Source organism: Actinoplanes subglobosus (genome assembly GCF_042650585.1).
GTDB lineage: Bacteria > Actinomycetota > Actinomycetes > Mycobacteriales > Micromonosporaceae > Actinoplanes > Actinoplanes subglobosus.
In genome coordinates this window covers 74,176-97,974 of the sequence record NZ_JBHSBL010000020.1, presented here as the reverse complement: position 1 = coordinate 97,974, position 23,799 = coordinate 74,176, and the positions used below count along the sequence as shown (strand labels likewise).

22 protein-coding genes are annotated in these 23,799 nt (G+C 71.0%); 7 read left to right on the top strand and 15 right to left on the bottom strand.

Annotated features, from left to right (window positions below):
• Positions 1-107 precede the first annotated feature (107 nt).
• Entirely contained in the window at positions 108-2,090 is a 1,983-nt protein-coding gene (locus tag ACFO0C_RS29590) for a putative bifunctional diguanylate cyclase/phosphodiesterase (protein WP_378070002.1), read from the top strand.
• Here ACFO0C_RS29590 and ACFO0C_RS29585 read toward each other — a convergent pair.
• Positions 2,063-2,359 (bottom strand): hypothetical protein, encoded by a 297-nt coding sequence (locus ACFO0C_RS29585; RefSeq protein WP_378070001.1) that lies wholly within the window; start codon positions 2,357-2,359, stop codon positions 2,063-2,065. The two genes, ACFO0C_RS29590 and ACFO0C_RS29585, sit on opposite strands and share 28 nt — an antisense overlap.
• Positions 2,360-2,544: 185 nt before the next feature.
• Between ACFO0C_RS29585 and ACFO0C_RS29580 the strand changes: the two genes are divergently transcribed.
• Positions 2,545-4,068: a diguanylate cyclase domain-containing protein gene (locus ACFO0C_RS29580; RefSeq protein ID WP_378070486.1), complete on the top strand. Its 1,524-nt coding sequence runs from the start codon at positions 2,545-2,547 to the stop codon at positions 4,066-4,068.
• Between the two features lie 32 nt (positions 4,069-4,100).
• A complete protein-coding gene (locus tag ACFO0C_RS29575; RefSeq protein ID WP_378070000.1) occupies positions 4,101-5,006 on the top strand; it encodes a hypothetical protein in 906 nt (301 codons plus the stop codon).
• 134 nt (positions 5,007-5,140) lie between these two features.
• Here ACFO0C_RS29575 and lexA read toward each other — a convergent pair whose 3' ends face one another.
• Positions 5,141-5,791, bottom strand: coding sequence for a transcriptional repressor LexA (gene lexA, locus ACFO0C_RS29570; RefSeq protein ID WP_378069999.1), 651 nt, complete (start codon positions 5,789-5,791; stop codon positions 5,141-5,143).
• 127 nt (positions 5,792-5,918) lie between these two features.
• Between lexA and ACFO0C_RS29565 the strand changes: the two genes are divergently transcribed.
• Positions 5,919-6,425: a hypothetical protein gene (locus ACFO0C_RS29565; RefSeq protein ID WP_378069998.1), complete on the top strand. Its 507-nt coding sequence runs from the start codon at positions 5,919-5,921 to the stop codon at positions 6,423-6,425.
• 67 nt (positions 6,426-6,492) lie between these two features.
• On the opposite strand, the gene ACFO0C_RS29560 is transcribed toward ACFO0C_RS29565, so the two are convergent.
• From ACFO0C_RS29560 to ACFO0C_RS29535, 6 genes are all read right to left on the bottom strand, one after another.
• The gene (locus tag ACFO0C_RS29560; protein ID WP_378069997.1) at positions 6,493-7,098 is read right to left on the bottom strand and encodes a DUF4232 domain-containing protein; all 606 of its coding nucleotides are present in this window, start codon (positions 7,096-7,098) and stop codon (positions 6,493-6,495) included.
• A gap of 136 nt (positions 7,099-7,234) precedes the next feature.
• Positions 7,235-8,488: an MFS transporter gene (locus tag ACFO0C_RS29555; protein ID WP_378069996.1), complete on the bottom strand. Its 1,254-nt coding sequence runs from the start codon at positions 8,486-8,488 to the stop codon at positions 7,235-7,237.
• A complete protein-coding gene (locus ACFO0C_RS29550) occupies positions 8,485-9,033 on the bottom strand; it encodes an ArsR/SmtB family transcription factor (RefSeq protein WP_378069995.1) in 549 nt (182 codons plus the stop codon). The genes ACFO0C_RS29555 and ACFO0C_RS29550 overlap by 4 nt, the downstream gene beginning before the upstream one ends.
• Before the next feature lie 73 nt (positions 9,034-9,106).
• Positions 9,107-10,435 carry a hypothetical protein gene (locus ACFO0C_RS29545; RefSeq protein WP_378069994.1) on the bottom strand — a complete coding sequence of 443 codons (1,329 nt, stop codon included), beginning with the start codon at positions 10,433-10,435 and terminating at the stop codon, positions 9,107-9,109.
• Positions 10,436-10,496: 61 nt separating this feature from the next.
• On the bottom strand, positions 10,497-12,041 hold the full coding sequence (locus tag ACFO0C_RS29540) for a hypothetical protein (RefSeq protein ID WP_378069993.1): 1,545 nt from the start codon (positions 12,039-12,041) through the stop codon (positions 10,497-10,499).
• Between the two features lie 704 nt (positions 12,042-12,745).
• Positions 12,746-13,798, bottom strand: coding sequence for a hypothetical protein (locus ACFO0C_RS29535; RefSeq protein ID WP_378069992.1), 1,053 nt, complete (start codon positions 13,796-13,798; stop codon positions 12,746-12,748).
• A gap of 163 nt (positions 13,799-13,961) precedes the next feature.
• Between ACFO0C_RS29535 and ACFO0C_RS29530 the strand changes: the two genes are divergently transcribed.
• Complete coding sequence (locus ACFO0C_RS29530; RefSeq protein WP_378069991.1) at positions 13,962-14,786, top strand: rhamnogalacturonan acetylesterase; 825 nt, start codon at positions 13,962-13,964, stop codon at positions 14,784-14,786.
• A gap of 48 nt (positions 14,787-14,834) precedes the next feature.
• On the top strand, positions 14,835-15,695 hold the full coding sequence (locus ACFO0C_RS29525) for an alpha/beta fold hydrolase (RefSeq protein WP_378069990.1): 861 nt from the start codon (positions 14,835-14,837) through the stop codon (positions 15,693-15,695).
• Between the two features lie 837 nt (positions 15,696-16,532).
• Here ACFO0C_RS29525 and ACFO0C_RS29520 read toward each other — a convergent pair.
• From ACFO0C_RS29520 to ACFO0C_RS29500, 5 genes are read right to left on the bottom strand one after another with little or no spacing between them, the layout of a single operon-like run.
• The gene (locus ACFO0C_RS29520; RefSeq protein ID WP_378069989.1) at positions 16,533-17,489 is read right to left on the bottom strand and encodes a branched-chain amino acid ABC transporter permease; all 957 of its coding nucleotides are present in this window, start codon (positions 17,487-17,489) and stop codon (positions 16,533-16,535) included.
• Positions 17,486-18,346, bottom strand: a complete 861-nt coding sequence (locus ACFO0C_RS29515) for a branched-chain amino acid ABC transporter permease (RefSeq protein WP_378069988.1) — start codon at positions 18,344-18,346, stop codon at positions 17,486-17,488. Before ACFO0C_RS29515 ends, ACFO0C_RS29520 begins: the two co-directional genes overlap by 4 nt.
• Positions 18,343-19,020, bottom strand: coding sequence for an ABC transporter ATP-binding protein (locus ACFO0C_RS29510; RefSeq protein ID WP_378069987.1), 678 nt, complete (start codon positions 19,018-19,020; stop codon positions 18,343-18,345). Before ACFO0C_RS29510 ends, ACFO0C_RS29515 begins: the two co-directional genes overlap by 4 nt.
• The gene (locus tag ACFO0C_RS29505; protein ID WP_378069986.1) at positions 19,017-19,808 is read right to left on the bottom strand and encodes an ABC transporter ATP-binding protein; all 792 of its coding nucleotides are present in this window, start codon (positions 19,806-19,808) and stop codon (positions 19,017-19,019) included. Before ACFO0C_RS29505 ends, ACFO0C_RS29510 begins: the two co-directional genes overlap by 4 nt.
• The gene (locus tag ACFO0C_RS29500) at positions 19,805-20,965 is read right to left on the bottom strand and encodes an ABC transporter substrate-binding protein (protein WP_378069985.1); all 1,161 of its coding nucleotides are present in this window, start codon (positions 20,963-20,965) and stop codon (positions 19,805-19,807) included. Before ACFO0C_RS29500 ends, ACFO0C_RS29505 begins: the two co-directional genes overlap by 4 nt.
• A gap of 79 nt (positions 20,966-21,044) precedes the next feature.
• Here ACFO0C_RS29500 and ACFO0C_RS29495 point away from each other — a divergent pair, with 79 nt between their 5' ends.
• Complete coding sequence (locus ACFO0C_RS29495; protein ID WP_378069984.1) at positions 21,045-21,875, top strand: PaaX family transcriptional regulator; 831 nt, start codon at positions 21,045-21,047, stop codon at positions 21,873-21,875.
• Positions 21,876-21,896: 21 nt separating this feature from the next.
• Here ACFO0C_RS29495 and ACFO0C_RS29490 read toward each other — a convergent pair whose 3' ends face one another.
• Both ACFO0C_RS29490 and wecB read right to left on the bottom strand, forming a co-directional pair.
• Positions 21,897-22,622, bottom strand: coding sequence for an HAD family hydrolase (locus ACFO0C_RS29490; RefSeq protein ID WP_378069983.1), 726 nt, complete (start codon positions 22,620-22,622; stop codon positions 21,897-21,899).
• Positions 22,619-23,799, bottom strand: a 1,181-nt coding sequence (wecB, locus tag ACFO0C_RS29485) for a non-hydrolyzing UDP-N-acetylglucosamine 2-epimerase (RefSeq protein ID WP_378069982.1), incomplete at its 5' end; no start/stop codon positions are given. The genes ACFO0C_RS29490 and wecB, both read right to left, overlap by 4 nt.

Below are 23,799 nucleotides of genomic sequence, written 5' to 3'. Positions count from 1 at the left end.
TCCGATCGGTGGTCTCACCGGTCCCGATCGACGGGTACGCGGCAAACCTGAACCGGTTTCCTTGAACACGTGATCCGGCTGCCGACAAACAGGGTGTGTTGGGGCGCATGCGTGGCCGGGGTCGCAGCCTGCTGATGACGGCGGCGCTGGCCGTGGTCCTGCTGGCGCTCGCCGGTTACGTGCTCCAGGGCACGATCAACACCACTCGCGCGACCGACCTGCAGAGCGACGCCCTGATCGTGGACATGAAGTTCACCGAGGCACGGATCGCCGTCGCCATGCAGGAGGTGAACCTGCGGCACTACCAGGTCGAGCCGTCGGTGGCCGTACGCGGAAGATTCGATCAGATCGCGGCCGAGGCGGAGCGGAACCTCACCGACATCATCGCCACCTCCGGTGATCGCGCCCGGGAGGACGCGAAGCGTCTGCTTGCCGGGCAACACGCGTATCACGAGCTGGCCGACGACCTGATCGCGAAGGTCGCGGACAGCGACCCGGACTTCATGGCGTTCGACCGGCTCCAGGTGACGCCGGCGTTCTACCTGCTGCAGAACGACGTGGACGAGGTGTCACGGGCCTACCACGAGTACGCCCAGCAGCAGGTCACCGCGCTCGGGCAGACGCAGGGACGGCTGCTGGTCGGCACCTCGATCGGTTTCGGCGTGGGCCTGACACTGGTTGCGATGATCATGCGGATGGTGCTCGGCTACCAGCGCCGGCTCGTCGCCCAGGCCGCCGACAGCCGTCGTCAGGCCCTGCACGACGCGCTGACCGGGCTGCCGAACCGGGCGCTCTTCCAGCGGGACCTGAAGAAGGCCCTGGCCCGCGGCGGGGACGGGCAGGTCGCGCTGATGGTGATCGACCTGGACGGGTTCAAGGCCGTCAACGACACGATCGGCCACCACGCCGGCGACCAGGTCCTGATCGAGGCCGGACGGCGGCTGTCCGGGCACGTCCACGCCCCGCAGGTGGTGGCCCGGCTCGGTGGCGACGAGTTCGCGGTCCTGCTGCCCCGGGTGACCGGCCTGGCCGAGGCGACCACCCTGGCCGACCGGCTCGTCGCCGAACTCAACCGGGACTTCGTCCTCGACGACCGGCCGGCGGCGATCAGCGGCAGCCTCGGCGTCGCGCTCAGCCCGGCCGACGGTCCCGGCGACCCCGACGAGCTGTTCCGGCACGCCGACGCCGCGATGTACCGGGCGAAACGGCACGGCGGCGGCGTCACGGTGTACGACCCGGGCACCGACGCCGAACAGCCGGACGACCGGCTGCAAGTCCTCGCCGACCTGCGGGTCCTGCTGGAGACCGGCGATCCGGAGGGCCGGCTGCAGCTCTACTACCAGCCGCAGCTGCGCCTGCGGGACTGCCGGGTCACCGGCGTCGAGGCGCTGGTCCGCTGGCACCACCCGGAACGCGGGCTGATCATGCCGGACGCCCTGCTGCCGGTGGCCGAGCGCGGCGGCGTGGAGGTCGCGCTCACCTATCACCTGCTGGCCGTGGTCGCCCGCGAGGCGGCGAGCTGGCTGGCCTCCGGCTGGCGGGGCCGGGTGTCGTTCAACGTGTCACCGGGCGCACTGGCTGACGAGAACTTCGCCGAGATCGTGCTCGCGATGATCGGCGCGGCCGGGCTGCCACCGGAGATGCTCCGCCTGGAACTGACCGAGACCGGCATCATGGCCGACTCCGGGACCGCACTGGACACCCTGCGCCGGATCAGCGGCAGCGGCGTCACGGTGTCGGTCGACGACTTCGGCACCGGGTTCAGCTCGTTGCTGCAGCTGCGGGACGTGCCGGCCGACGAGCTCAAGATCGACCCGATCTTCGTCGGGAACCTCACCCCCGGCACGCCGGACGAGGTGATGGTCCGCACCTCGATCGACCTCGGGCACAACCTCGGGCTCGAAGTGGTGGCCGAGGGCGTGGAGAACCCGGCGGCGCTGCTCCAGCTGTGCGAGATGGGCTGTGACTACGCCCAGGGCTACGCCCTGGCGCCCGCCGTTCCGGTCGGCGATCTCCCGCACGCCTGCTGGACCGCCGAGACGACGGCCGCGGCGGCGCTCGGCTACACCGCGTCCTCGCCGGCCCTCTGACGGCGCTTCAGCCGCAGCTGCTCCAGCCTGCGCCAGCGGTTGTAGACCTCGACAGCGGCCTCGATCGGCTCGGGGGCGCGGCCGGCCTTCCACGGGCGGGGCAGGAACGACTCGGCGCCCAGCCACAGCAGGTCGCTCATCGGGACCGTGCCGCCGTGCATCCGCATCAGCTCCTCGGCCACCTCGAAGGCGTGGTCACTACGGCGCCACTCCTCGAGAACCGAGCCACCTTTCAGTAACTCTTCGTGATCGTCCGGATGCAGCTCCATGTGCGGCAACTCCTTCCCGGTGACGGAAAACAGCAGGTCAGTGAGGCACAGTGGCGGAGGGCGGGCAACCATGTCAAGACCACGGGGCGTAATCGAGGACGAAGATCACCCGACGGTGAGCGACGCCCGCTGTCGCCTGTCGATTTCCTCAGACCCGGGCACGGGACGCCGATAGTCCCTGAGTGATGGGGAGCGGATCGATACGGCACGACCCGGTGCTCGCCGTGGCCTCGGCGTGGACCCTACTGGGGACCGCACTGTTCTTCATCCTTCACGGTCACCCGGACACCCAGGTCAACGTCTTCTGGACCTTCCAGGTCCCGCTGGACGCGCTCCTCGCCTATTCCTCATGGCGGGTCTTCCGGATAGCCACCGGTGCCATCCGGCGATTCTGGCGGTTCATGGCTATCGCCGGGACGTTGTTCACCATCGGTGACACCGTCCAGACCGTCACCTCCTACTGGGAACGCGACCAGTGGTCGACCGCGGGCGGCACCGTCCAGTCGGCCTGTTTCGGGATCGGCCTCAGCCTCATCGTGATCGGCATGCTGATCCATCCGCACGCCGGGCGCAGCGGCAAGGAACGCCTCGCCTTCTGGCTCGACTCGGCCACCGTCCTGGTCGGCGGCGCGGTCGTGGCCTGGTGCTTCGCGATCAACTCGGAGGACCGCGAGACCAACCTGGTCGGCGCACTGTTCGGTGCCGCGGTCGTGCTCACCTCCGCCTTCGCCGCGGTCAAGATGATCCTCAGCGGCAACGCGCCGATGCACCGGCACGCGGCCGTCCCACTGATCGTCGCGGCCGTCGTCAATGCGGCCGGCCTGTTCGCCGCGCCCGAGGCCGAGGGATCGCTGCCGGCCTACGCCTACGCCATCCGGTTCCTGCCGTCGCTGTTCATCGCCGTCGGCCCACGGGTCCAGGAGATCATCGCGCAGTTCGATCAGTACGCGTTCGGGTCCCGGCGCCGCAAACCGTACAGCCTCCTGCCGTACGGCTCGATCCTGGTCGTCTTCTCCGTCATGATCGTGATGCTCTCGCAGAACGAGGACAAGGACGCCCGCCTGTGGGGCACCGTCGGCGGCCTCGGCGTGATCGTCGGCCTCGTCGTGGCCCGGCAACTCCTCGCCTTCCACGACAACAAGAAGCTCATCGCCCAGCTCGACACCACCCTCACCGAGTTGCGCGAACACGAGACCCGGCTACGGCGGCAGGCACTCTTCGACGACCTCACCGGACTCGCCAACCGCACCCACTTCCGCGAGGAGGTCGACGCCACCCTCGCCGAAGCGGAACCCGGCAGCGTGTCGGTGCTGCTCATCGACCTCGACGGCTTCAAGGGCGTCAACGACACGCTCGGGCACGCCGCCGGCGACGCCCTGCTCGCCGGGGTGGCCGAGAAGATGCGCGCCTCGGTCCGGGTCGGCGACCTGCCGGCCCGGCTCGGCGGCGACGAGTTCGCGGTACTGCTGCGCGACTGCGACTCCCGCGACGCCGAACGCACCGCCCAGCGCATCCTGCAGGCACTGACCGAACCCATCATGATCGACGGGGCTCCGGTCTGCGCGAACGCCAGCATCGGCGTGGCCAGCTCCGAAGAGGACGACGACCTGCGGACCCTGCTGCACGCCGCCGACACGGCGATGTACGCGGCCAAACACGAGGGCAAAGGCACGTGGATGCGGTACGACCACAGCATGCTGGCGGCCTGACACATTCTTCATGATCAGTCGTTGCTGTCGTCGTGAGTCTCTCGTTCCGGCACGGCGACGTCGCCGTGCACATCACCGTCGACGCGGCGGACGGCCACCACGGCTGCACGCGGCCCGCCGGTGAGACGATCCTCTACCCACCGGCGCACGCCGACCTGGTCCTGCCGGTCACCGATCCCGGCGACGTCGAACTGCACTACCGGCCCGGAATCGGCAGCTGGCGTTCCGGCCTCGGCGACGGCGAATTCAGCCGCTACGCCGGCATCCCCTTCGGACTCCTCGGCCGCCACCTGGTGATGTTCCTGTGCACCGAGACGTTCCGCTGCCGCACCCGCACGATCACCCTGCACCCGCACCGGATCTACGGTTTCCTGGCCGGCCTGGGCTCACTCTCCGAACAGACCGTCCGCGGCGGCTGGTTCACCGAACTCCAGGGCCAGCTCCAGCGCACCCTCCGCCACGGCTGGATCGGCGAACACCCCGGCGCCACCGGAACCCTCGTCTCCACCCGCGGACGCCACGGCCGCGGCCTCCTCGACTCGTCCGCCGAACACCCGCCGGCCATCACCCTGGACGCCGAATTCGCCAAGTCGGCGCTGCGGTGGGTGCCGCTCGACAGCGAGGTCGTCCGGGCCCTGAGCCGGAAGTCGTGCACGGCGCTCGACGTCTATGCGTGGCTGACCCACATCGGCATGCATCTCGACGACGCACGCCAGTTCACCTGGGAGTCGGTCGAGGCCCGTTTCGCCGCCCCCGCACCGTCCCCGGCCGCGGGTTCCGGTAGCGATCCGGCGGCCTTCCGGCCCGCCTTCGAAGCCTGCCTCGAGGACATCCGCCGGGTCGCCGCCATCCCGTCGGTGACGGCAGACGCCTCCGGCATCGAGATCCGCCCGGCGTCCGGCTGCGTCGGTTCGCTCCACAGCGCGTGGCCTTCCTGACCTTTCCCGGTACGGCCACCCGGCGCACCCGCCAGCCTTCCCGCCCGTCCCGCACCCCCACCCGCCCCGCAGCAGCACGCCCGCCGTCACCTGACGTGCTCCACGCCGCATGCCGGTCCCGGTGGGTCGGGTGGTCAGAGGCGGCGGAGGACGCAGACGACCTTGCCCAGGATGGTGGCGTCATCGGCGGGGATCGGCTGGTAGGCCGGGTTGCGTGGGAGCAGCTCGGTGTGGCCGTCGCGGCGGCGGAAGACCTTGACCGTGGCCTCGTCGCCGATCAGGGCGGCGACGATCTCACCGTTCTCGGCGACCGGCTGCTGGCGGATCACGACGACATCACCGTCGCAGATCGCGGCGTCGATCATCGAGTCGCCCTTGACGTCGAGGGCGAACAGCGTGCCCCCGCCGACCATCGCGGCCGAGACGGTCAAATGGTCCTCGACGTGCTCCTCGGCCAGGATCGGCGCACCCGCGGCGATCGCACCCAGCAGGGGAATCGTCACCACCCGGCCGAGATCCGGCCGGCGATCGCCGTCGGCGGCCGGTGGCCGGCACAGCTCGACGGCACGGGAGTTGTTGGGCTGGCGGCGGATCAGGCCATGCCTCTCGAGGACGCCGAGCTGGTAGGAAACGGACGATGGGGAGACGAGACCGACGGCTGCGCCGATCTCCCGGACCGTCGGTGGGTAGCCACGCGCGCGGACCGAATCCTCGATCACTGCGAGGATGCGCAGCTGGCGGGCAGTCAGGCGCGGACGGGAATCTGCACCGCTGTCGATGCTCATGGCCCGCACAATACCCCATGATTAGATCAGATGTACTAATCGTGACCGGAAACCCGCACGTTCGGGGGACACCAGGCCCGGCCCGACGACCGATGCCCGGCCGCCCGGGACTCGCCAAGATCATCCGATGCCGACCATCTGGGAGTACGCCGACCAGGTCGCGGCGGGTGACAACGGTTACTGGCTGGCCGCGACCCGGCGCGCCGCGATCCTGCTCGCACCGACACATCCGGTGATCGCCCTGCCCCGGCGGGTCCCGGTGCACCAGGTGCTCGTGCAGACGACGTCGCTGGTCGTGTACGGCCGGACCTACGGGACCCGCGTCGCCGACCATGTCGTGTCCGGTCCCGAACTCGCCGCCTGGGTGACCGAACACGGGTTACCCGGCCCGGAGGCGGCACCCGGGAACATCGCGGCCGCGGTCCGGCGGCTGCTCGACACGGTGGCTGGAATGCTCCGCACCGCCGGTCACCAGGTACCCGATCCGGGACTGCGGTCGCTGCACCGGCACTCCCTGGACCCGGTGGTTCAGCAGTGGCACGACCTCACCGACGTCGACGACAGTTTCCCGGGGCCGCTGCTGTGCCTCGGGGTCGCCGCCATGTCCGACACCTTCGGTCCCGCCATCGTCTGACACCGCCCGAGTCGTGTCCATCGTGGCGACCGCCCCTGCCGCTGTCGCTGCCCACACGGCCGCGGGCTCAGGTGGTGGCGGGCTGGAGAGGGTAGATGCGGAGGGACTTCACGGTGATGCCCTCGTTGTCGGCTTCGGGGAGGTCGGCCAGGTCGGCGGCCACTCCGGTGGAGTCCGGGTCGGCGATGTACTGGAAGGTCACCCCTACGCCACAACCCTTCCCGGAGGCGGTGCAGGTGTCCCACTGGAGGCGGGACTCGGTGGCGGCGCCCGGGGCCAGGATGATCGCCGGGCCGGCGGTGCCGAGTTTGCGGGTGGGTACCCGGACCACGTCGCCGGGTGGGGTCACCAGGGCAACGTCGGCCCAGCCGTGGATCTCGCACGTGTGGTCCGCGGTGTTCGTCAGGCTCAGCGTCGCCTCCCGGGCGGCGCCACCGGGCTGGCCGGTGACCGTTCCGGCCAGGTCGTCGGTGAGGCAGGCCGGGCTCGGAACGGTGGCGGACACGGCGCCCGCGGGCGTCTCCGAGGACTGCGCCGTCGGCATCGCGCCCGCGGCGGCCTCGCTGGCCCGGCCGCCGCCGACGAGCGCCACGGCGATGCCCGTGACGAGCAGGGCCGGGGTGAGTGCCATGAGCGCGCGGAGGGCGCTGGAGCGCGGGCTGTTCCGTGTCATGGCGGCTACTCTTCCGGAGGTGCGCGGCCACCGGCTGTGGCGGCGCGACGGGTGGCACGAAGCCGGTATCGAGTACCGGAATCGGTCACCGGCGGCGGGACGATCACCGGATTCGGAGCCGGGCGGGGAGCGGTGATCACTGTGGGACTTCGGCTTTCTCCGTGGGGACGGGGTCGACGCCTTTTGCGTGGTCCAGGGGCGGCGCACGGCGTACCGAAGGGGAAAGGGTTGCGGCGATCGCGGCGGTGAGCATGATCGCGGAGAGGGACCACAACGAACCTGTCGGGCCGGACCAGGTCAGCATGAGGCCTGCCGCAAGGGAGGCGATCGGCATGACGCCCCAGGTCAGAGTGCCTGCGGCGCTCATGACGCGGCCGAGGAGTTCGTTGGGAACCGCGACGCCGGCGTAGGTGAAGATCACCACGTTCCAGAGTGGGCCGACGAACGCGGTCAGCGCGCCGATCACGCCGATCTGCCACGGGGCCGTCGTGAGCAGGAACAACGGGAGCAGGGCGGCCCAGACCCAGTTGATGCCCACCAGCACCGTGCGGAACGACACCATCCGGTGCAGACGGCCCGCAACGAACGCGCCCAGCAGACCACCGGCGCTGTAGATGCCGAGCATCAGGCCGATGTCCGACGCTGTGCCGCCCTGTTCGCCGGCCAGCACCACCAGGACCAGGATCAGCGCCTGGAAGACCAGGTTGCTGACCGCGATGAGCAGGATCGACACGCGGATCAGGGAGTCCTGCCAGACGTACTGCAAGCCGGTGACGGCGGCCCGCCACAGGGACTCGGGTGGACCTTCGGCGGGTTTCTGCAGGTCACGGCGGAGGAAGAGGAGCCCTACGGCGGCGATCAGGTAGGAGATGCCGTCGACGAGGAACGGGGCGGCCCGGTCCAGTCCGAACAGGAAGCCACCGATCGGCGGGCCGGCCAGTGTCGCGCCGCGGCTGCGGGCCTCGTTCGCGGCGATCGCGGTCGCCAGCTGTGCCGGTGGGACGACCATCGGCAGGGCCGCGTCCTGGGCCAGTCCGAAGAAGACGAAACACAGTCCCTGCACGAAGGCGACCACGCACAACTGGGCGACGCTGAACAGGCCGGACCAGATCGCCAACGGGACGCTCAGCACCGCCACGGCGGCGACGAGTTCGCTGATCAGGAGGATGAGACGGCGGTTCCAGCGGTCGACGAGCGGGCCGGCCGGCAGGTTCGCGATCAGGTGCGGCAGGGTGCCGGCCGCGCCGACCAGCCCGGCGTCCAGTGGGGAACCGGTGGTTGCCAGCACCAGCAGCGGGGTGGCCGTGCTGCTGATCGCGGCGCCCAGGCTGGAGAGGACCTGGCCGCTCCAGAGCAGGGTGAAGTCGCGGTTGCGCCAGAGCGGGGTCATGACGGCGTGGGGAACGCGTTGAACAGCACGGTGATCGGGCGGGCTCCGTCGGAGGCCTCTTCCGGGTACCGGTGCCAGCGGCTGATGAAGGCGACGTACTCCTCGGCGAATCGGGACAACTCGTCGGCGGTCAGGGTGGTGGTGCTGAACGAGTGCATGGCGGCCTCGCCGAAAGCGCCGAACGCCTCCCGGTCGGCCAGGTAGGTGTGCAGGTCGCGCTGGGCCTGCTCCATCCAGCCGCGGCCGATCGCGTCCGCGGCCGCGGCGATCTCCGGGTCCTCGGCACCGTAGGGCAGGCGCAGGTCGAGGGGGATCGCCTTCCAGTAGCGGCGGCGGCCGGCGGAGCGGTCGGTGTCCTCCTCGATGAAGCCGAACCGTTCGAGTTGGCGCAGGTGGTAGCTGGTGGCACCGCGGTCGGCCTCGAAACTGGCGGCGAGGTCGGCGGAGGTGGCGGGGCCGAAGCGGTTGAGGTGGGTGAACATCTGCTGCCTCAGAGGGTGGGCCAGGGCCTTCAGTGAGTCGATGTCCGTCAGGTTGCGACGCATGGATGAGAAGATATCTATGCAAAGGAATCTTCTCAAGATGATTGTCAATGAGAAGTCAGTCGGTGGTGCCTGCCTAGCGGACGAAGAGCAGGAACAAGCCCGTCCACGTGCAGGCGATCATGAAGAGGACCATCGGGAGCTCGTCGGCCAGGACCGCCAGGGTGGGCCGCTGCGGTGTCGCCGCCAGTGAACGATCGTGCGCGACTATCACGCCCAGTGCGTGTCCGATCAGGATCAGGGCTATCTGGGCGGTGGTGATCGCGGTGGGTGCGAGGTCCGGGGTCCAGGCGGTGGTCGGGGCGCCGATGAGCAGCAGGAATCCCTGTGGGGCCTCGATGATCAGCAGGGACAGGTAGTGGGCCAGGGTGTAGCCGACCGCGATCGGGACCAGGGAGAGGTCGTCGTGGCCCGCTGTTCGGCGGACGGCCAGGAAGATCAGGGTGCAGAGGAGGGCCAGGGCCGCTGTTCCGAGCAGTACGGGGGCGCCCCCGGCTGTGCGAGTCCAGAGTGGGGAAGCCGCAGCGCTGTCGAAGACGGTCGAGCCCCACCAGACGGCGATGAAACCCGTGATGCCCGCCGCTGGGAGTGGTGGCCGGATCGAGGTCGTGGCTGGGCCTTTGCTCTTCGGAGTCGTGGCTGGGCTTTTGCCCTTCGGAGTCGTGGCTGGGCTTTTGCTCTTCGGAGATGCGAGCGAAGGCGCGGGCGGAGGCACAGGCGAAGGCGCGGACGGCGTCTCGGTGACGGCCAGGCCGGAGAGCGGCGGCCGGTGGCGCAGCGGGCTCAGGCGGCCGGCCAGGTCGGAGTAGACCTCGAAACAATCCCCGCGGGCGAACCACTCCTCGCCACGCAGGAGCGCGAGGATCATCTGGGCCAGGCCGTACGCCAGGATCCAGAGGCCGACCGCGACCGGATCGCCGCGGTGCGGCGCCAGCAGTTCGAACCAGACGAACGCCAGCAGGAAGGCTGCCGCAGGCCAGGATGATCCCTTTCGGTCGGCAGGAAGCGGGCGCAGCCCACGCGGCGGCAACCCCAGCAGAGTGAAGATCGTCCGCAGCGGATTGACCGCCCGCCACACCGGACCGAAGATCACACTGATCGGAATCAGTCCCACCCACAGCCAGACGAACAGCGCGTGAGCTGCCGGGTTCCCGTCGCGCGGTCCGGCTAGCGCCAGGCCGGTGACATAGAGAACGAGCAGCAGAACCGGGTATCGCAGCCATCTGGCCATACCGGGACGGCGCGGTTCGGACGGTTTCAGTCGCGGTGTTCGCCACCAGAATGCGGCGATCAAAAACGACATCACCACGGTCGCGGCGCCGGCCTGCAACACCAGGTCGAGCGGCAGCGGCAGCCCTTCGGCGCTGCCCACCCCATGCGCGAGGGGCGCCAGCGGTCCGGTCACGGTCTTCCTTCTTCCCAACCCGATGTGGTACGCCGTGAGCCGCTCGTCGCTCTCCGGCCGGTCACGCCCGATCCGCCGTGGGTGGCTGCTCCATCACAGCCACTCCCCCATCGCCGCCACCTTTGGTGTTCCCGCCGCCGTTTCCCCCACCGCCACCGTCGGTGTTCCCGCCACAGCCGCCGTTCCTGCCACCTTTGGTGGTCCCGCAGCCATTTCCGCCGCCGCCGTTCCCGCCACCGTCGCCGTCACCGTTCCCGCCACCGCCGCCGTTCCCGCCACCTTTGGTGGTCCCGCAGCCGTTTCCGCCGCCGCCGTTCCCGCCACCGTCGCCGTCACCGTTCCCGCCGCCGTCGGTGTTCCCGCCGCCACCGTCGCCGCCGCCGTCGGTGTTCCCGCCGCCACCGTCGCCGTCAGCGTCGGTGTTCCCGCCACCGCCGCCGTTCGCGCCGCCGTTGGTGTTCCTGCCACCGTCGCTGTTCCTGCCGCCGGAGTCGGGCTCGGCGCGATCGGAGGTTGGATCCTCGCTGAGGGCTGCGGGCTTCTCCGCGTGGATGACCACGCGGTCCGCGACTGGCTCGGCGCCGGGCACCGCGCGGGCGACAGGCGGCTCGGCACAGGGAAGCGTGCGGGCGACGGGTGGCTGGGTGTGGGCGACGGTGTTGCTGGGTTCCCCGGCGGATCGGGCGTCGGCGCTGGTGGCGGGGTCAGCCGCGGGGGTGTCGGTGGTTGTGGGTGTGTCGGCGGTTGTGGGTGTGTCGGGAGTGGCCTTCTGTGCCAGGTCTCGGAGGACTCCGGCGCCGGCCACCGCTACTCCGATGCCCAGGCCGAGGGCCAGGACTACCAGGATGCGTTCGAGTGCGGCCGGCCCCTCGAACGGGAGGACCGCCCGGTGGAACGATGTGACGTCGGGCAGGACGAAGACCGCGGTCAGGGCCGCTCCCCCACACACGGCCAGGACACCTGCCGCCCGGCCCCGGAACGTGGTCACCGCACCGCCGATGATCAAGGGCCAGGCGAGGAGGTTGATGCCGGCCGCGTTCAGGAACGTGCCGGCCGGCGGGGCCGACTCGACGGCCAGGGTGGAACCGGTCACGTGGATGATCGAGGCGGTGGCGGCGAGGGTTCCGGCGGTGGCCAGCAGGCGGTCTGCCCGGCGGGTGCGGCGGGCCAGCAGGATGATCGTCGCGCCGGTCAGGACGGAGGCCAGCCACCAGATTGCGGCCGTCGGGCTCTGCTCGCCGACCAGGACTCCGGTCACGACCACCTCGGTCCCGCCCATATCCAGGGGAACGGTCCACTCGACCGTCTCGCCCGCGGCCACCGACCGGCCGTCCGGGGTGGAGCGTTCGTCGATCCAGGTCAACTCGGCGCCTGGGGGGATCGTGGAGGGGGTGGCCGTACCGCCGCCGGGTTTGATCGTCACCGGGTCGGGAGTGCCGTTGCGCAGCCGCAACCGTGCGCCGGACTCGATCGCGGTGATCTCCAGTCCGGGAACCGCGGGTGTCACCGAGACGACCCGCCCCCGCGCGTCGGTGGCCGTCAGCCCGCCCGCGTGCGCCGCCGCCGGGCCGCCGGTGACGGCGAGCGTCGCGGCTATCGTGAGCAACGCCGACACAAGCCGCACGGCCCAGCGGGAAACGGCCGCCGAGATCACCGGAGCGCCGATCTCATCGAAGTCAACGAAACCACCGACGCCATCAGAGCCGGCACGGCCACCGGATTCACCGAAACCGCCTCCGCTGCCCGCGCCACCGTCGCCGCCGCAACTACCGAAACCGCCGGGCACACTACCGCTGCCTGAAGCACCGCGGCCACTCCGGCCGCCCAAACCACCGGGGCCACTCCGGCCGCCGGACCCGCGACGGCCAGCGGAGCGGCTGAAATTGCTGGGCCCATCGCGACGGCGGGAATCATCGGGCACGCCGGAATCGCCGTGGTCGGTGGGATCACCGCAGTCCGTGAGATCACCGCGGTCCGTGAGATCACCGCGGTCCATGAGATCACCGCGGTCCGTGAGATCACCGCGGTCCGCGGGATCAGCCAGTGAGACCACCGAAACCGCCGGAACCTTCGAACCCGCATGGCCGACCGCGGCCGTCGGAAACACCGAGCCCGCCGGAAACGAGACGGCCGGAGAGACCATCGCGGCGGCCGGGAACAGCGGGCCCGCCGGAATCGCCGCGGTTGGTGATGGTGATGAAGTCGGGGAGGTCGGCACGGCGAGAGCGTTCGCTAAAGGGCCGGTCACCTGGGCAGGTGCTGACGGAGTCAGGGTGGTCGGCACGGCGAAAGGGGGCGAGGACGGGTTGGTCACCTGGGGAGGTGCTGGACGCTGCGGGCGACCAGCACCGTGGCGGCGCCGGTCATGGCGGTCAAGGTCAGCAAGCCTGTCACCATGTGGATGTTGAAGCCTGTGCTGCCCTCCTGGATCTTGCCGACCATCAGGACCGCGCCCCAGGCGAACGGGGGTGTGAGCAGGCCGAACAGGAGCCAGCGACCGTTGCTTGGAATCGTCAGCAGCGGGGTGAGCAGGCGCCACAACGCTTCGATGGCGAAGGCGGCCGCGGCCAGCGTCAAGGCCGGCCACCACTCGTCCTGGGAGTCGAACATCAGGTGCATCAGCACGGCGATGATCGCGACCAGGGTGGACGGCAGGCCCAGTGGCAGGGGCCATCGGCGGCCGATCACGATGAACGGCAGGAGCAGCAGGATCGTGCTGAAGACGTAGCCGTGGACCAGCTGCGCGTCGGGCGAGAAGATCGGGACCGGCTCTCGGCCGCTGCCCAGGTGGCGGAAACCGATCGCCGAGGCGTGCAGAGAGTAGATGTGCACCGGCAGGACCGCGAACAGGGTGGAGATGCCGACCAGGAAGCCGCCGCCGACGGTGAGACGGTCGCCCGGGTCGGCGGCCAGCATCAACGTCGGGCCCATGGCGACCAGGGCCATGCCGAGGATGATGAACTCGTGGCTGGGACTGACGAAGATCTCCATGTCGCGCTCGATGCCCCAGATGTTGTGCCACAGCGTGTCGACGCCGCCGCCGACCAGCAGGAACGCCATGCCCGCCAGCGGGAGGCGCAGGGCGTTGGGCAGGGCGAGCACCGAGCGATAGGTGGGGATGCCGGGCAGCCGGGACCGCATGATCCAGAGCAGGGTGAACCCGGAGGCGGCGATACCGGAGTAGAGCACGCCGTGCCACGGGGTCCAGAAGGTCTCCAGCTCGGGCGTGGTGGCGTGGGCATAGGCATCGAGCTGCAACCCGATGACGAGCCAGGCACTCGCGATCAGCAGCACCCAGCGCTCGCGGGCGGTGAACGGCGCCGCGGCCTCGGTGGGCTGCACCCGGTCCACGGATGTCGTCACGATAACCACTCCTCTGCTCGGTACCGGCGACCGTAACTTACAACGCGGGTACGACATGACCCGGACTCCATCGTGCACACTCTCCATCGACATCCGATTGATCGGGTTTCACCAGCAGGAAAGCGCTTGCCTGCATCGATGTTGCTTGATTCAATGTGTCGTCATGCAGATTCAACGGAGAACGTTGCTCCGCGCGGGTGTCGGCGGCACGATCGCGGGCGCACTCACCCTCGCCGACCCCGCCCTGGCCGGGCCCCGGCCCACCGTCTTCGTCGCCGGGGACTCGACCGCCGCCACCTACGCGGTCGCCGACCATCCCCGGGCCGGCTGGGGGCAGGCCCTCCATGTCTTCCTCCACCGCCACGTCCGGGTGGTCAACGAAGCGCTGTCCGGAGCGAGCTCCAAGAGCTTCGCCGACCTGGGCCGCCTCGACCGGATCCTCGCCGCGATCCGGCCCGGAGACGTGCTACTCGTTTCCTTCGGCCACAACGACGAGAAGACCACCGACCCGGCCCGCGGGACCCTGCCGTGGACCACCTTCCAGGACTATCTGCGGCTCTACCTGGACGGGGCTCGTGCCGCCAAGGCGCGGCCGGTCCTCGTCACGCCGGTCGAGCGGCGACGGTTCACCGCGGACGGCACGCCCTATCTGTCGCACGGCGAGTACCCGGACTCGATGCGGGCCCTCGCCGAGGAGACCCGGACGCCGCTGGTCGACCTGACCGCGCTGTCGTTCGAGCGGTGGGGTGCGCTCGGGCCGGAGGCTACCAAGGACGAGTTCCTGTGGCTGGACGCCGGGGAGTCCCCCAACTATCCGGACGGGGTGCAGGACAACACGCACTTCCAGGCGCACGGGGCGATCGAGGTGGCGCGGCTCGTGGTCGCGCACGGCCGGGCCATCCCGGGCCGGAACGGGCGCGCGCTGCGGCGTACCTCGATCCCCGATGATGTTCTGACCTGGCCGGCGACCCGCCCGGCGGAGAGCTGAAACCGCGCGGGGCCCGCCGGGCCCCGCGCCCCGGGTTAGGGTCGCAGCATGACCGCGACCCACGCCCTGGACGCTTCCGGCGCCGTCATCACCTATGACGTGCGCCAGCCGTCGACGCCGTCCGGCGAGCCGCCCCTGATGCTGATCGGCTCGCCGATGGATGCGAGGGGCTTCGTCACCCTGGCCGGCCACTTCGGCGACCGGGCGGTGATCACCTACGACCCACGGGGTACGGGGCGCAGCGAGCGCACCGACCCGGCCCTCGAGAGCACTCCCGAGCAGCACGCCGACGATATACGCCAGGTCATCGAAGCGGTCGGTGGACCGGTCGATCTGTTCGCCAGCAGCGGCGGAGCGGTCAACTCGCTCGCCCTGGTCGCGGCCCACCCCGGGCTGGTCCGGACGCTCGTCGCCCACGAGCCGCCGGCGGTCCGGTTCACGCCCGACCACAAGGAGGCCGAGGCCGCGGTGCACGGCATCCGCAGTCTGTACGAGCGGTCCGGTCTCGGGCCGGCGATGGTCAAGTTCATCCAGATCGTCTCGTTGAAAGGGCCGGTCCCGTCCGGTTTCGCCGATGAACCCGGTCCGGACCCGGCGTCGTTCGGCCTGCCCGGGGAGGACGACGGCTCCCGCAACGACCCACTGCTCGGGCAGAACCTGGTGACCTGCTGCCTCTACGAGCCCGACTTCGACGCGCTGCGGGCCGCACCCACCCGGATCGTCGTCGCGGTCGGGGCTGAGTCGGAGGATGAGCTGGCCCATCGCAGCGGACGGGGTGTCGCTGAGCGGCTGGGCCTCTCGCCCGTCGTCTTTCCCAGCAACCACGCGGGGTTCCTGGGCGGCGAGTACGGCCAGCACGGCGATCCCGGCCCGTTCGCCGCCATGCTCCGCCAGGTTCTGGAGGGCTGACCCCGGGACGCGGCCGCCGTGGCCTCGACGTCGGCAGAGCTCGAAGCCGGCGGGGCGAGGTGTGCTGGAGATCTTTCGGCGTCAGGGCCGGCAGGCACGGTCACCCCGCCGCCCTGTTGCCGTCGCGGTGGTCGGCGCAACGTGGGTCGGCTGCTCCTCGCGGGAGCGTGGATGAGCGCACAGGTTCGTCGATCGTGGACTTTTGTCGCCGTTATGACGAGGACGAGCGTCCACGATCGGCTCATCGTGCTCGTTCATCGTCGCCATCGCGATGTTCAGGTCGCACGCTCTCGTTCTGTGTGCTCCCATCGCCGCTGCGGCGGCAAGGAGTGGAGGCCGGAAGGAGTGGCGGCCGGAAAGAAAAGGGCGCGAAGAAGCGCCGGTCCGAAAGGACCGGGAACCTGAGAAGCGGCGGCCCAGAAGGAACGCGGGCCCGAGAAGTGGCGGCGCGTAAGGAACGCGGGCCGAAAACGACGGCCCGGAAAGCGCGGACAGGAAGGTCCGCGCATTGACCCCGACCGCTCGAATCTTGACCGATTTGCCACCGCCTCCGGTGGTCAAGCGGTCAAGATCGGCCGGGCTGGCAGCGACGCTGGCGGTTGCCGCGCGAAGTGATGAGGCATGGCCTCCTGGCTGCGTCCGGACCGGAACTCTCCGGCGGATCGCGAGCCGGGCACGCCAGCGCACGCGGGACGGCAGGACAGCGGAGCGGGCAGGGCGGCGGGACGGCGGCGCTGCGGGACGGCGGCGCGGGTGGGGCGGCGGCGCGGGTGGGGCGGCGGCGCGGGTGGGGCGGCGGCGCGGGTGGGGCGGCGGCGCGGGTGGGGCGGGCAGGGTTCAGCGGGGGTGGGGTGGTGTGCGGGAGCGGAGGGCGGGGACGAGGCCTCGGGGCAGGTACAGGACGCAGATGATCAGGAGCAGGGCGTAGACGGCGTAGGAGAGGACGCTCGGGGCGTAGTCCGGCATCCCGGGCTGTGTGCCGAGGGTGTTCAGGAGCTGGACCAGCAGGATGATCACGGTGGCGCCGACGACCGGGCCCGCGATCGTGCCCAGGCCGCCGACCACGGCCATCACCACGAACTCGATGGACAGCAGCACCGGGAACGAACCCGGGGACAGATAGCCCAGGTAGAAGGCGTACACGCCACCGGCCAGGCCGGCCATCGCGGCGGACAGGGTGAAGACGGCCAGGCGGTGCCGGCCGACCGCGACGCCGCTGGCCGCGGCCGCTGTCTCGCTGGTCGCGGCGGCTCGGAGGGCGCGGCCGGGGCGGGAGTCGACGACGTTGCGCGCGATCAGCAGGGCGAGGGCCAGGACGAGCCAGGCGGCGTACGCGTAACCGAGATCGCGGAACTCGACGCCGAGGATCGTGAGCCGTGGAATGCCCTGGAGCCCGATGGCGCCGCCCGCCCAGTCGGCCTGTGCCAGCAACGACAGCAGGATCAGCTGGACGGCCAGTGTCGCGAACGCGAGATGGTGACCGCGCAGCCGCAGCAGCGGGGCGCCGAGGAGCACCGCCGCGACGGCCGCGGCCAGCGGTGCCAGGGCCAGTCCGAGCAGCGGTGGCACGCCGTGGACCGCGGGCAGTGCCGCCGCGTACGCGCCGATCGCGTAGAAGGACGCCTGTCCGAGGGAGACCTGTCCCGCGTACCCCATCAGGAGAGAGACGCCGACGGTGACCGTGGCCGCCAGCAGGAGCAGCACGAACGTCGCGAGATGGCGTTCCGGCAGGAGCGGTGGCAGGGCCAGCGTGCCGGCCGCGACCCCGAGGAGCAGCCAGCGGTAGCGGTTCATCGGGCCACGTCCGGGACCGGGCCGGTGCGGGCCGCCTGGATGATCATGACGGTGAGCATCAGCACCAGGGCGACCTCCATCTGGTAGGCGCCGCCGCCGTAACCCGCGACGACCGTCTGGGTGACACCGAGCAGCAGGCCACCGGCCAGGGCGATCATCGGGCGGGTGAGGCCGCCGAGGACGGCCGCGGCGAAGCCGTTGACGATCAGGGTGACGTCGCTGTCGAACGTGACCTGCTGGACCGGGGTGGTGAGGACGCCGGCCAGCCCGCCGAGGGCGCCGCCGATGGCGAACGCGAGCAGGCCCATCCGGCGGACGTCGATGCCGACGACCCGGGCGGCGTACCGGTTGGAGGCGCACGCGGTCAGGGCCCGGCCCAGGTCGGTGCGGGCGAAGAACCAGGCCATCAGCGCGAAGACGGGGCCGGTCACGGCGATGATCAGCAGGTAGTGGGCGGGAATGCGGGCGTCTCCGACCTCGGCCACCCCGGGCACGCCCGGGAAGGAGCGGGGCTGGTCGCCCCAGATCAAGACCTCGATGGCGTACGCCAGAACGCCCAGCCCGAGAGTGACGATCAGCGAGGTTCCGGGGCTGGTGCCGGGGCGGCCGATCGCCACCACGCCGACGATCAGTCCGGCGAGCGCGCCGAGGGCCACGCCACCGAGCTCGGCCACGCCGTGCGGGAGTCCCGCGCCGAGCAGGGTGGACGTGAGCAGGGCGGCGAGGACCGCGAACCCGCCCTGCGCGAAGTTGACGACCCGGGTCACCCGGTAGATGGCGACTAGCCCGCTGGCGACGAGCGCGAAACCCGATCCGATGCCGAGGCCGGTCAGCAGGTATCCGATGAGGTCGCTCACGGGTTCACCGTCACGTGGCCGCCCAGGTAGGCGGCGGTCACCCGGGGGTCCCGGGCCAGGGCGGCGGCGGGACCGTGCAGGGCGATCCGGCCGGACTCCAGGACGTAGGCGTGGTGGCACAGGTCGAGGGCGAGCCGGGCGTTCTGCTCGATCAGGAGAACGGCCAGTTCCCGGGTGGCGTGCAGGGTGCGTAAGTGGTCGACCAGGGCGGTGACGATCATCGGGGCCAGGCCGAGGCTCAGTTCGTCGATGACCAGCACGTCCGGGTCGGCCATCAGGGCCCGGCCGATCGCGACCATCTGCTGCTGGCCGCCGGAGAGGCTGCCGGCCCTGCGGGAGCGGATGGCGGCCAGGTCGGGGAGCAGGTCGTAGACGGGTGCCGTGTTCCGGTTGCGGGTGCGCCAGCCGCCGAGGCGCAGGTTGTCGTCGACGGTCATGTCCGGGAACATCTCGCGGCCCTCCGGCACGTGCGCGAGCCGGCCCCGCACGGTGATCGTCCCCTGGTCGGGGCGGATCAGGCCGGCGAGGGCTTTGACCAGTGTCGACTTGCCGGCACCGTTGGCGCCGATCAGGGCGGTCATCTCGTTCTCGGCGACGGACAGGCTGACGTCGTCGAGGGCGGTGGCGCCCGCATACCGGACGGTCAGGTTGCCGATGTCGACAGCACCGGTCATTCGACGACGCCTTTTGCGTGTTCGGCGAGGTCGTCCGGCCGTACCCCCAAATATGCGGTTTTGACCTCGGGGTTTGCCCTCACCTCGGCCGGGGTGCCGTCGGCGATGACGCGGCCGAGGTCGAGGACGGTGATCCGGTCGGCGAGGCGCATGACGAAGGCGACGTCGTGCTCGACCAGCAGGATCGTGAGGCCTTCGGCGCGGAGGCCGGTGATCAGGGTGGCGAGGTGTTCGCGTTCGGCGGCGCGGAGGCCGGAGGCCGGTTCGTCGAGCAGGAGCAGGCGGGGGTCGCCGCAGAGGGCGCGGGCCAGTTGGAGGGATCGTTGCTGGCCGAGTGGGAGTTCCTCGGCGGGCCGGTCGGCCCAGTCGGCGATGCCGGTGCGGTCCAGGCAGGTCAGGGCACGTTCGCGGATGCGGCGTTCGTCGCGGTGGTGGCGTGGCAGGCGCAGGGCGGCGGCGAGGAACCCGGCGCGGGTGACGGCGTGTGCGCCGACCATGACGTTCTCGGCGGCGGTCATGCCGTGGAAGATGCGGGCCGACTGGAAGACGACGCCGATCCCCCGCCGGTGGGCGGGGAGGCGCTCGACGCGGATGCCGTCGAGTGCCACCGTGCCGCCGTCGACCGCGAGCTGGCCGCCGATCAGGGCGAACAGTGTGGACTTGCCGGCGCCGTTGGGTCCGATCACGGCGCGCAGCTCGCCCCGGGGCACCGTCAGGCTCACGTCGCGGACGGCGTAGACGCCGCCGAACGCGCGGGAGACGGTGTCGACGGCCAGTTCGACGGTCACTTCAGCCGGCCCTTGGTGAAGTCGGTGGGTGTGAACTTCCCGCCCTCGACCGTGGTGATCGCGATGAAGTCGGTGGTCAGGCCGGAGTGGTCGGTCGCGGAGTAGGTGTAGGTGCCGTTCGGGGTGGTCAGGGTGAGGCCTTCGAGCGCGTCGCGGACCTTCGCCCGGTCGGTGCCGCCGGCCTTGGAGATCGCGGCGGCCAGGAGTTTGACACCGCTGTAGCCGTCCTGCGCGAACTGCGGTGGCGGGTAGCCGTATTTCGCGGTGAACGCGCTGGTCAACTCATCGACGGCGGTTTTCAGCTCACCGGCCGGGAGGTACTCGCCGATGACGCCGACCGAGCTCGCGATGACCGCGCCCTCGGCGGCCGGGCCTGCCGGCTCCAGGAACAGCTTGCTGGCCTGGGCGCCGGTCAGGACCAGTGGGACGGTGAGGCCGGAGGCGGCGTACTGCTTGGTGAGCGCGACCGCCGGTGCCCCGGTGGCCCAGACCATCAGGGCCTGCGCGTCCGAGGAGCGGACGTGGGTGAGGACGGCGCCGAACTCGGTGGCGGTGGTCTGGAACTCCTCGATCGGGTTCACCGTCACGCCGTACTGTGCGGCCTTGGCCTGCAAGCCCTTGGCCCCGGCGACGGCGTAGCTGCTCTTGGTGTCGTAGGCCAGGGCGACTCTGGTGATCTTCGTGCTCTGGAAGTACTGCAGGGCGGCCTCGGCGTAGGTGCCGGCGAGCGCGGGGACGACGAAGACATACGGGTGGACGGGGTTGACCTGCTCGTCGGCCGGGGTGAGGGAGACGTACGGGATCTCCTCCCGGTCCACGAGCGGGATCGTGGCGAGCGCCGAGTTGCTGAACGGCGACCCGATGATGGCGTCGGAGTCGTCCTTCAGCTCGTTGAACGCCAGAACCGCCTGGTCGGGCAGGCTCTTGTCGTCGCGGACGGACAGTTCGATCCGCCGGCCCCCGATGCCTCCGGCGGCGTTGATCTTCTCCACGGCCAGGGCCACGGACTTCTGGTTCTCGGTGCCGAGCGGTGAGTAGTTGCCGGTGAGCGAGACGATCTGGCCGACCCGGATCGGGTCGTCACCGTCGGCTGTCTCGTTGCCGCAGGCGGTCAGGACGAGGGCGAGGGCCAGGAGGAGCGGCCCGAGTCTGCGCATGAGGAACCTCCTCGGTGAGGTTCATCGAAGTTAGGCTCTGTCTTCGACGGCCGTCAAGAAAGTGCCTAACATCTAGCGCATGCCGCCTCTTGTCCCCCCGCAGACCCTGATGCTCATGCTCCTCGGCGACTTCGTCCTGGACCGGGGCGTGTGCGTGTTCTCCGGCAGCGCCATCGACGTGCTCGGACGGCTCGGCGTCTCCTCCCACGCCACCCGGTCCACGCTGTCCCGCATGGTCAACCGGGGCCTGCTGCGCCGGCAGCGGCACGGCCGGAAGATGTATTTCGGGCTCACCGACCGGACCGCGGCAATCCTCCACGACGGACGGTCCCGCATCTGGGAGACCGGTGCCGTCAACGACGACTGGGACGGGACGTGGACCCTGCTCTGCTTCTCCCTGCCCGAGTCATGGCAGCGCCAGCGGCACGATCTGCGGTCCCAGCTGGCATGGTCCGGGTTCGGGCCACTACAGGGCGGGCTGTGGATCGCGCCTGGCACCCGGCCGGCCCAGTCGATAGTCACCGGGCTCGGACTGTCGGCCCACGCCCGTGTCTTCCACGCCCGGGCCGCCGAACTCACGGACATCGGCGCGATGGTGCGCGACGCCTACGATCTGGACGCGCTCGCCCTCCGCTACCAGGGTTTTCTCGGCCGCTGGGAGGGCACGTCACCGTTCCGCGACCCGCTCGCGGCACGCCTGAGCCTGATCGCCGAATGGCTCGACGCGATCCGCCGCGACCCACGCCTGCCGGTCGAACACCTGCCGGCCGACTGGCCCGCGGCGCGGGCGCAGGGCCTCTTCCGCGATCTGGAGGCCGCCTCACTGTCGCCGGCGCACTCGCTGGCCGCGACCTTCCTGGATCTACAACCCGATGAGGTACGGCCGACGCGCCCCAGCACCCCACAATGAACGACCGATGTCCGGGACTGATCAGAGGCCGAGGAGGGCGGCGGCTGCGGGGAGGTCGGGGGCGTGTGCTGTCGGGGCCGGGTCGTCGGGGGCGTCGGCGTACTCGCCGGTTCGGACTCGGATGGAGCGGGCGCCCAGGGCCGCGGCGACCGCCATGTCCTTGGCCGGGCGGTCGCCGATCATCACCAGGTCGGACGGGTGGACGCCGAGCGTCTCGGCGGCCTGGCGCAGGCCCTCGGGGTGGGGTTTGCGCAGCGTGCGGCCGCCTAGTTCGTCGGTGATGACGATCGTGGTGAAGGCCTCGGTGAGACCGGTCGCGGCCAGTTTGGCCCGCTGGATGTCCGGGTTGCCGTCGGTCAGGCATGCCACCGGGAAGCGGGAACTGATCGCGATCAGCGCCTCCACCGCGCCCGGATAGCACGGCAGCCGGCGCGGCCGGTAGGTGGTGAACGCCGCCACCAGCACCGGGATCAGGTCGGCGGCCGGATCGGGGGCGATGCCGTAGGCCGCCAGCGCACGGTCGATCGTGCCGCCCCGATCGGAACCGGCCACCAGCTGGCGGCGGACCGCGCGGCTCAGCCGGACCTGGTCGAGTCCGGCCCCGGCACCGGCCCGGCCGACCGCCCGGGATGCGCCGTAGAGGTAGCTGCACTGCGGGAACAGGGTGTCGTCGAGGTCGATGACGACAGCCAGCGGCGGCTTCTCGATCAGGTCCATGCGGTCGATCTCCGTGCGGTCGGTGTTCATGCGGCGGCGACGAGCGGGTTCGTCCAGGGCAGGGTGCCGTCGGTGTAGTCAGGCTCGTCGAGAGTCAAGAGTTCGTCGAGGGCAGGATCGGTCAGGATGGCGGCTACCCGGGAGCCGGTCCGACCGTCTCCGTAGGGGCAGGGCAGCGTGGCGACCCGGGCGAGCTCGGATGGCGTGGCCAGGAAATGGGCGGCGGCCACCGCCCGGTCGGTCTCGGCATCGCTGGTCAGGCCGGTGAGGATGGCGGTCCCAGCTTCGACGCCCTCCCAGCGTGGGGTCGAGCGGCGCAGCACCACGACCGGGACGCCCAGGTAGGCGGCCTCCTCCTGGAGCCCGCCGGAATCGGTCACCACGACGCGGGCGTGGGCCAGGGCGGTCAGCAGGTCGTCGTAGGGCAGCGGGTCTTCGCAGGTCACGCCGGGCAGGGCGGCCAGGCGATCAGCGAGACCGAATTCGATCAGGCGGGCGCGGGTGCGTGGGTGGACCGGGAAGCGGACCGGCCCGATCGCGGCGAGCCGGCCGACCACGTCGACCAGGCGGGCGAGACGGTCGGCGGCGTCGACGTTCGACGCACGGTGGGCGGTCACCAGGACCCCACGACGGGCCTCCGGGGGTACGGGTGACACGCCCCGGATCCGGAGGGTGTCGACGACGGGGTTGCCGACCACGAAGATCCGCTCGCCGGGTACGCCTTCGTCGCGCAGGAACGAGGCGGCCCGTTCCGTCGGTGCGAAGTGGAGCTGGGCGGTGGCCGCCGCCACCCGCCGGTTGACCTCCTCGGCGCTGCGCGGGTTGAAGCTGCGCAGCCCCGCCTCCAGATGGGCGAACGGGATCCCGGCGTTGCGGGCGGCCAGCGCCCAGGCGGGCACGGTGTGCGTGTCGCCGAGTGCCATGACCAGGTCTGACGGGTGTGCCGCGACCACGCCGAGGGCCGCTGTCACGAGTCCGCCGAGGCCGTCCGGCCGGGCCAGCCGCACGTCGGGTTCGAGTCCCAGGCTGCGCTGGACGTCGCCGCTCATCGCCGCGTCCTGATGCTGGCCGGTGTCGACCGCGGTGACCCGGTGCCCGGCCGTGCGCAGCGCGTCGACGACCGGGGCGAGTTTGATGACCTCGGGCCGGGTACCGAACGGCACCAGCACCCGGCGCCGGGCGACCGACCCGCCGTGCACGTCGCCGG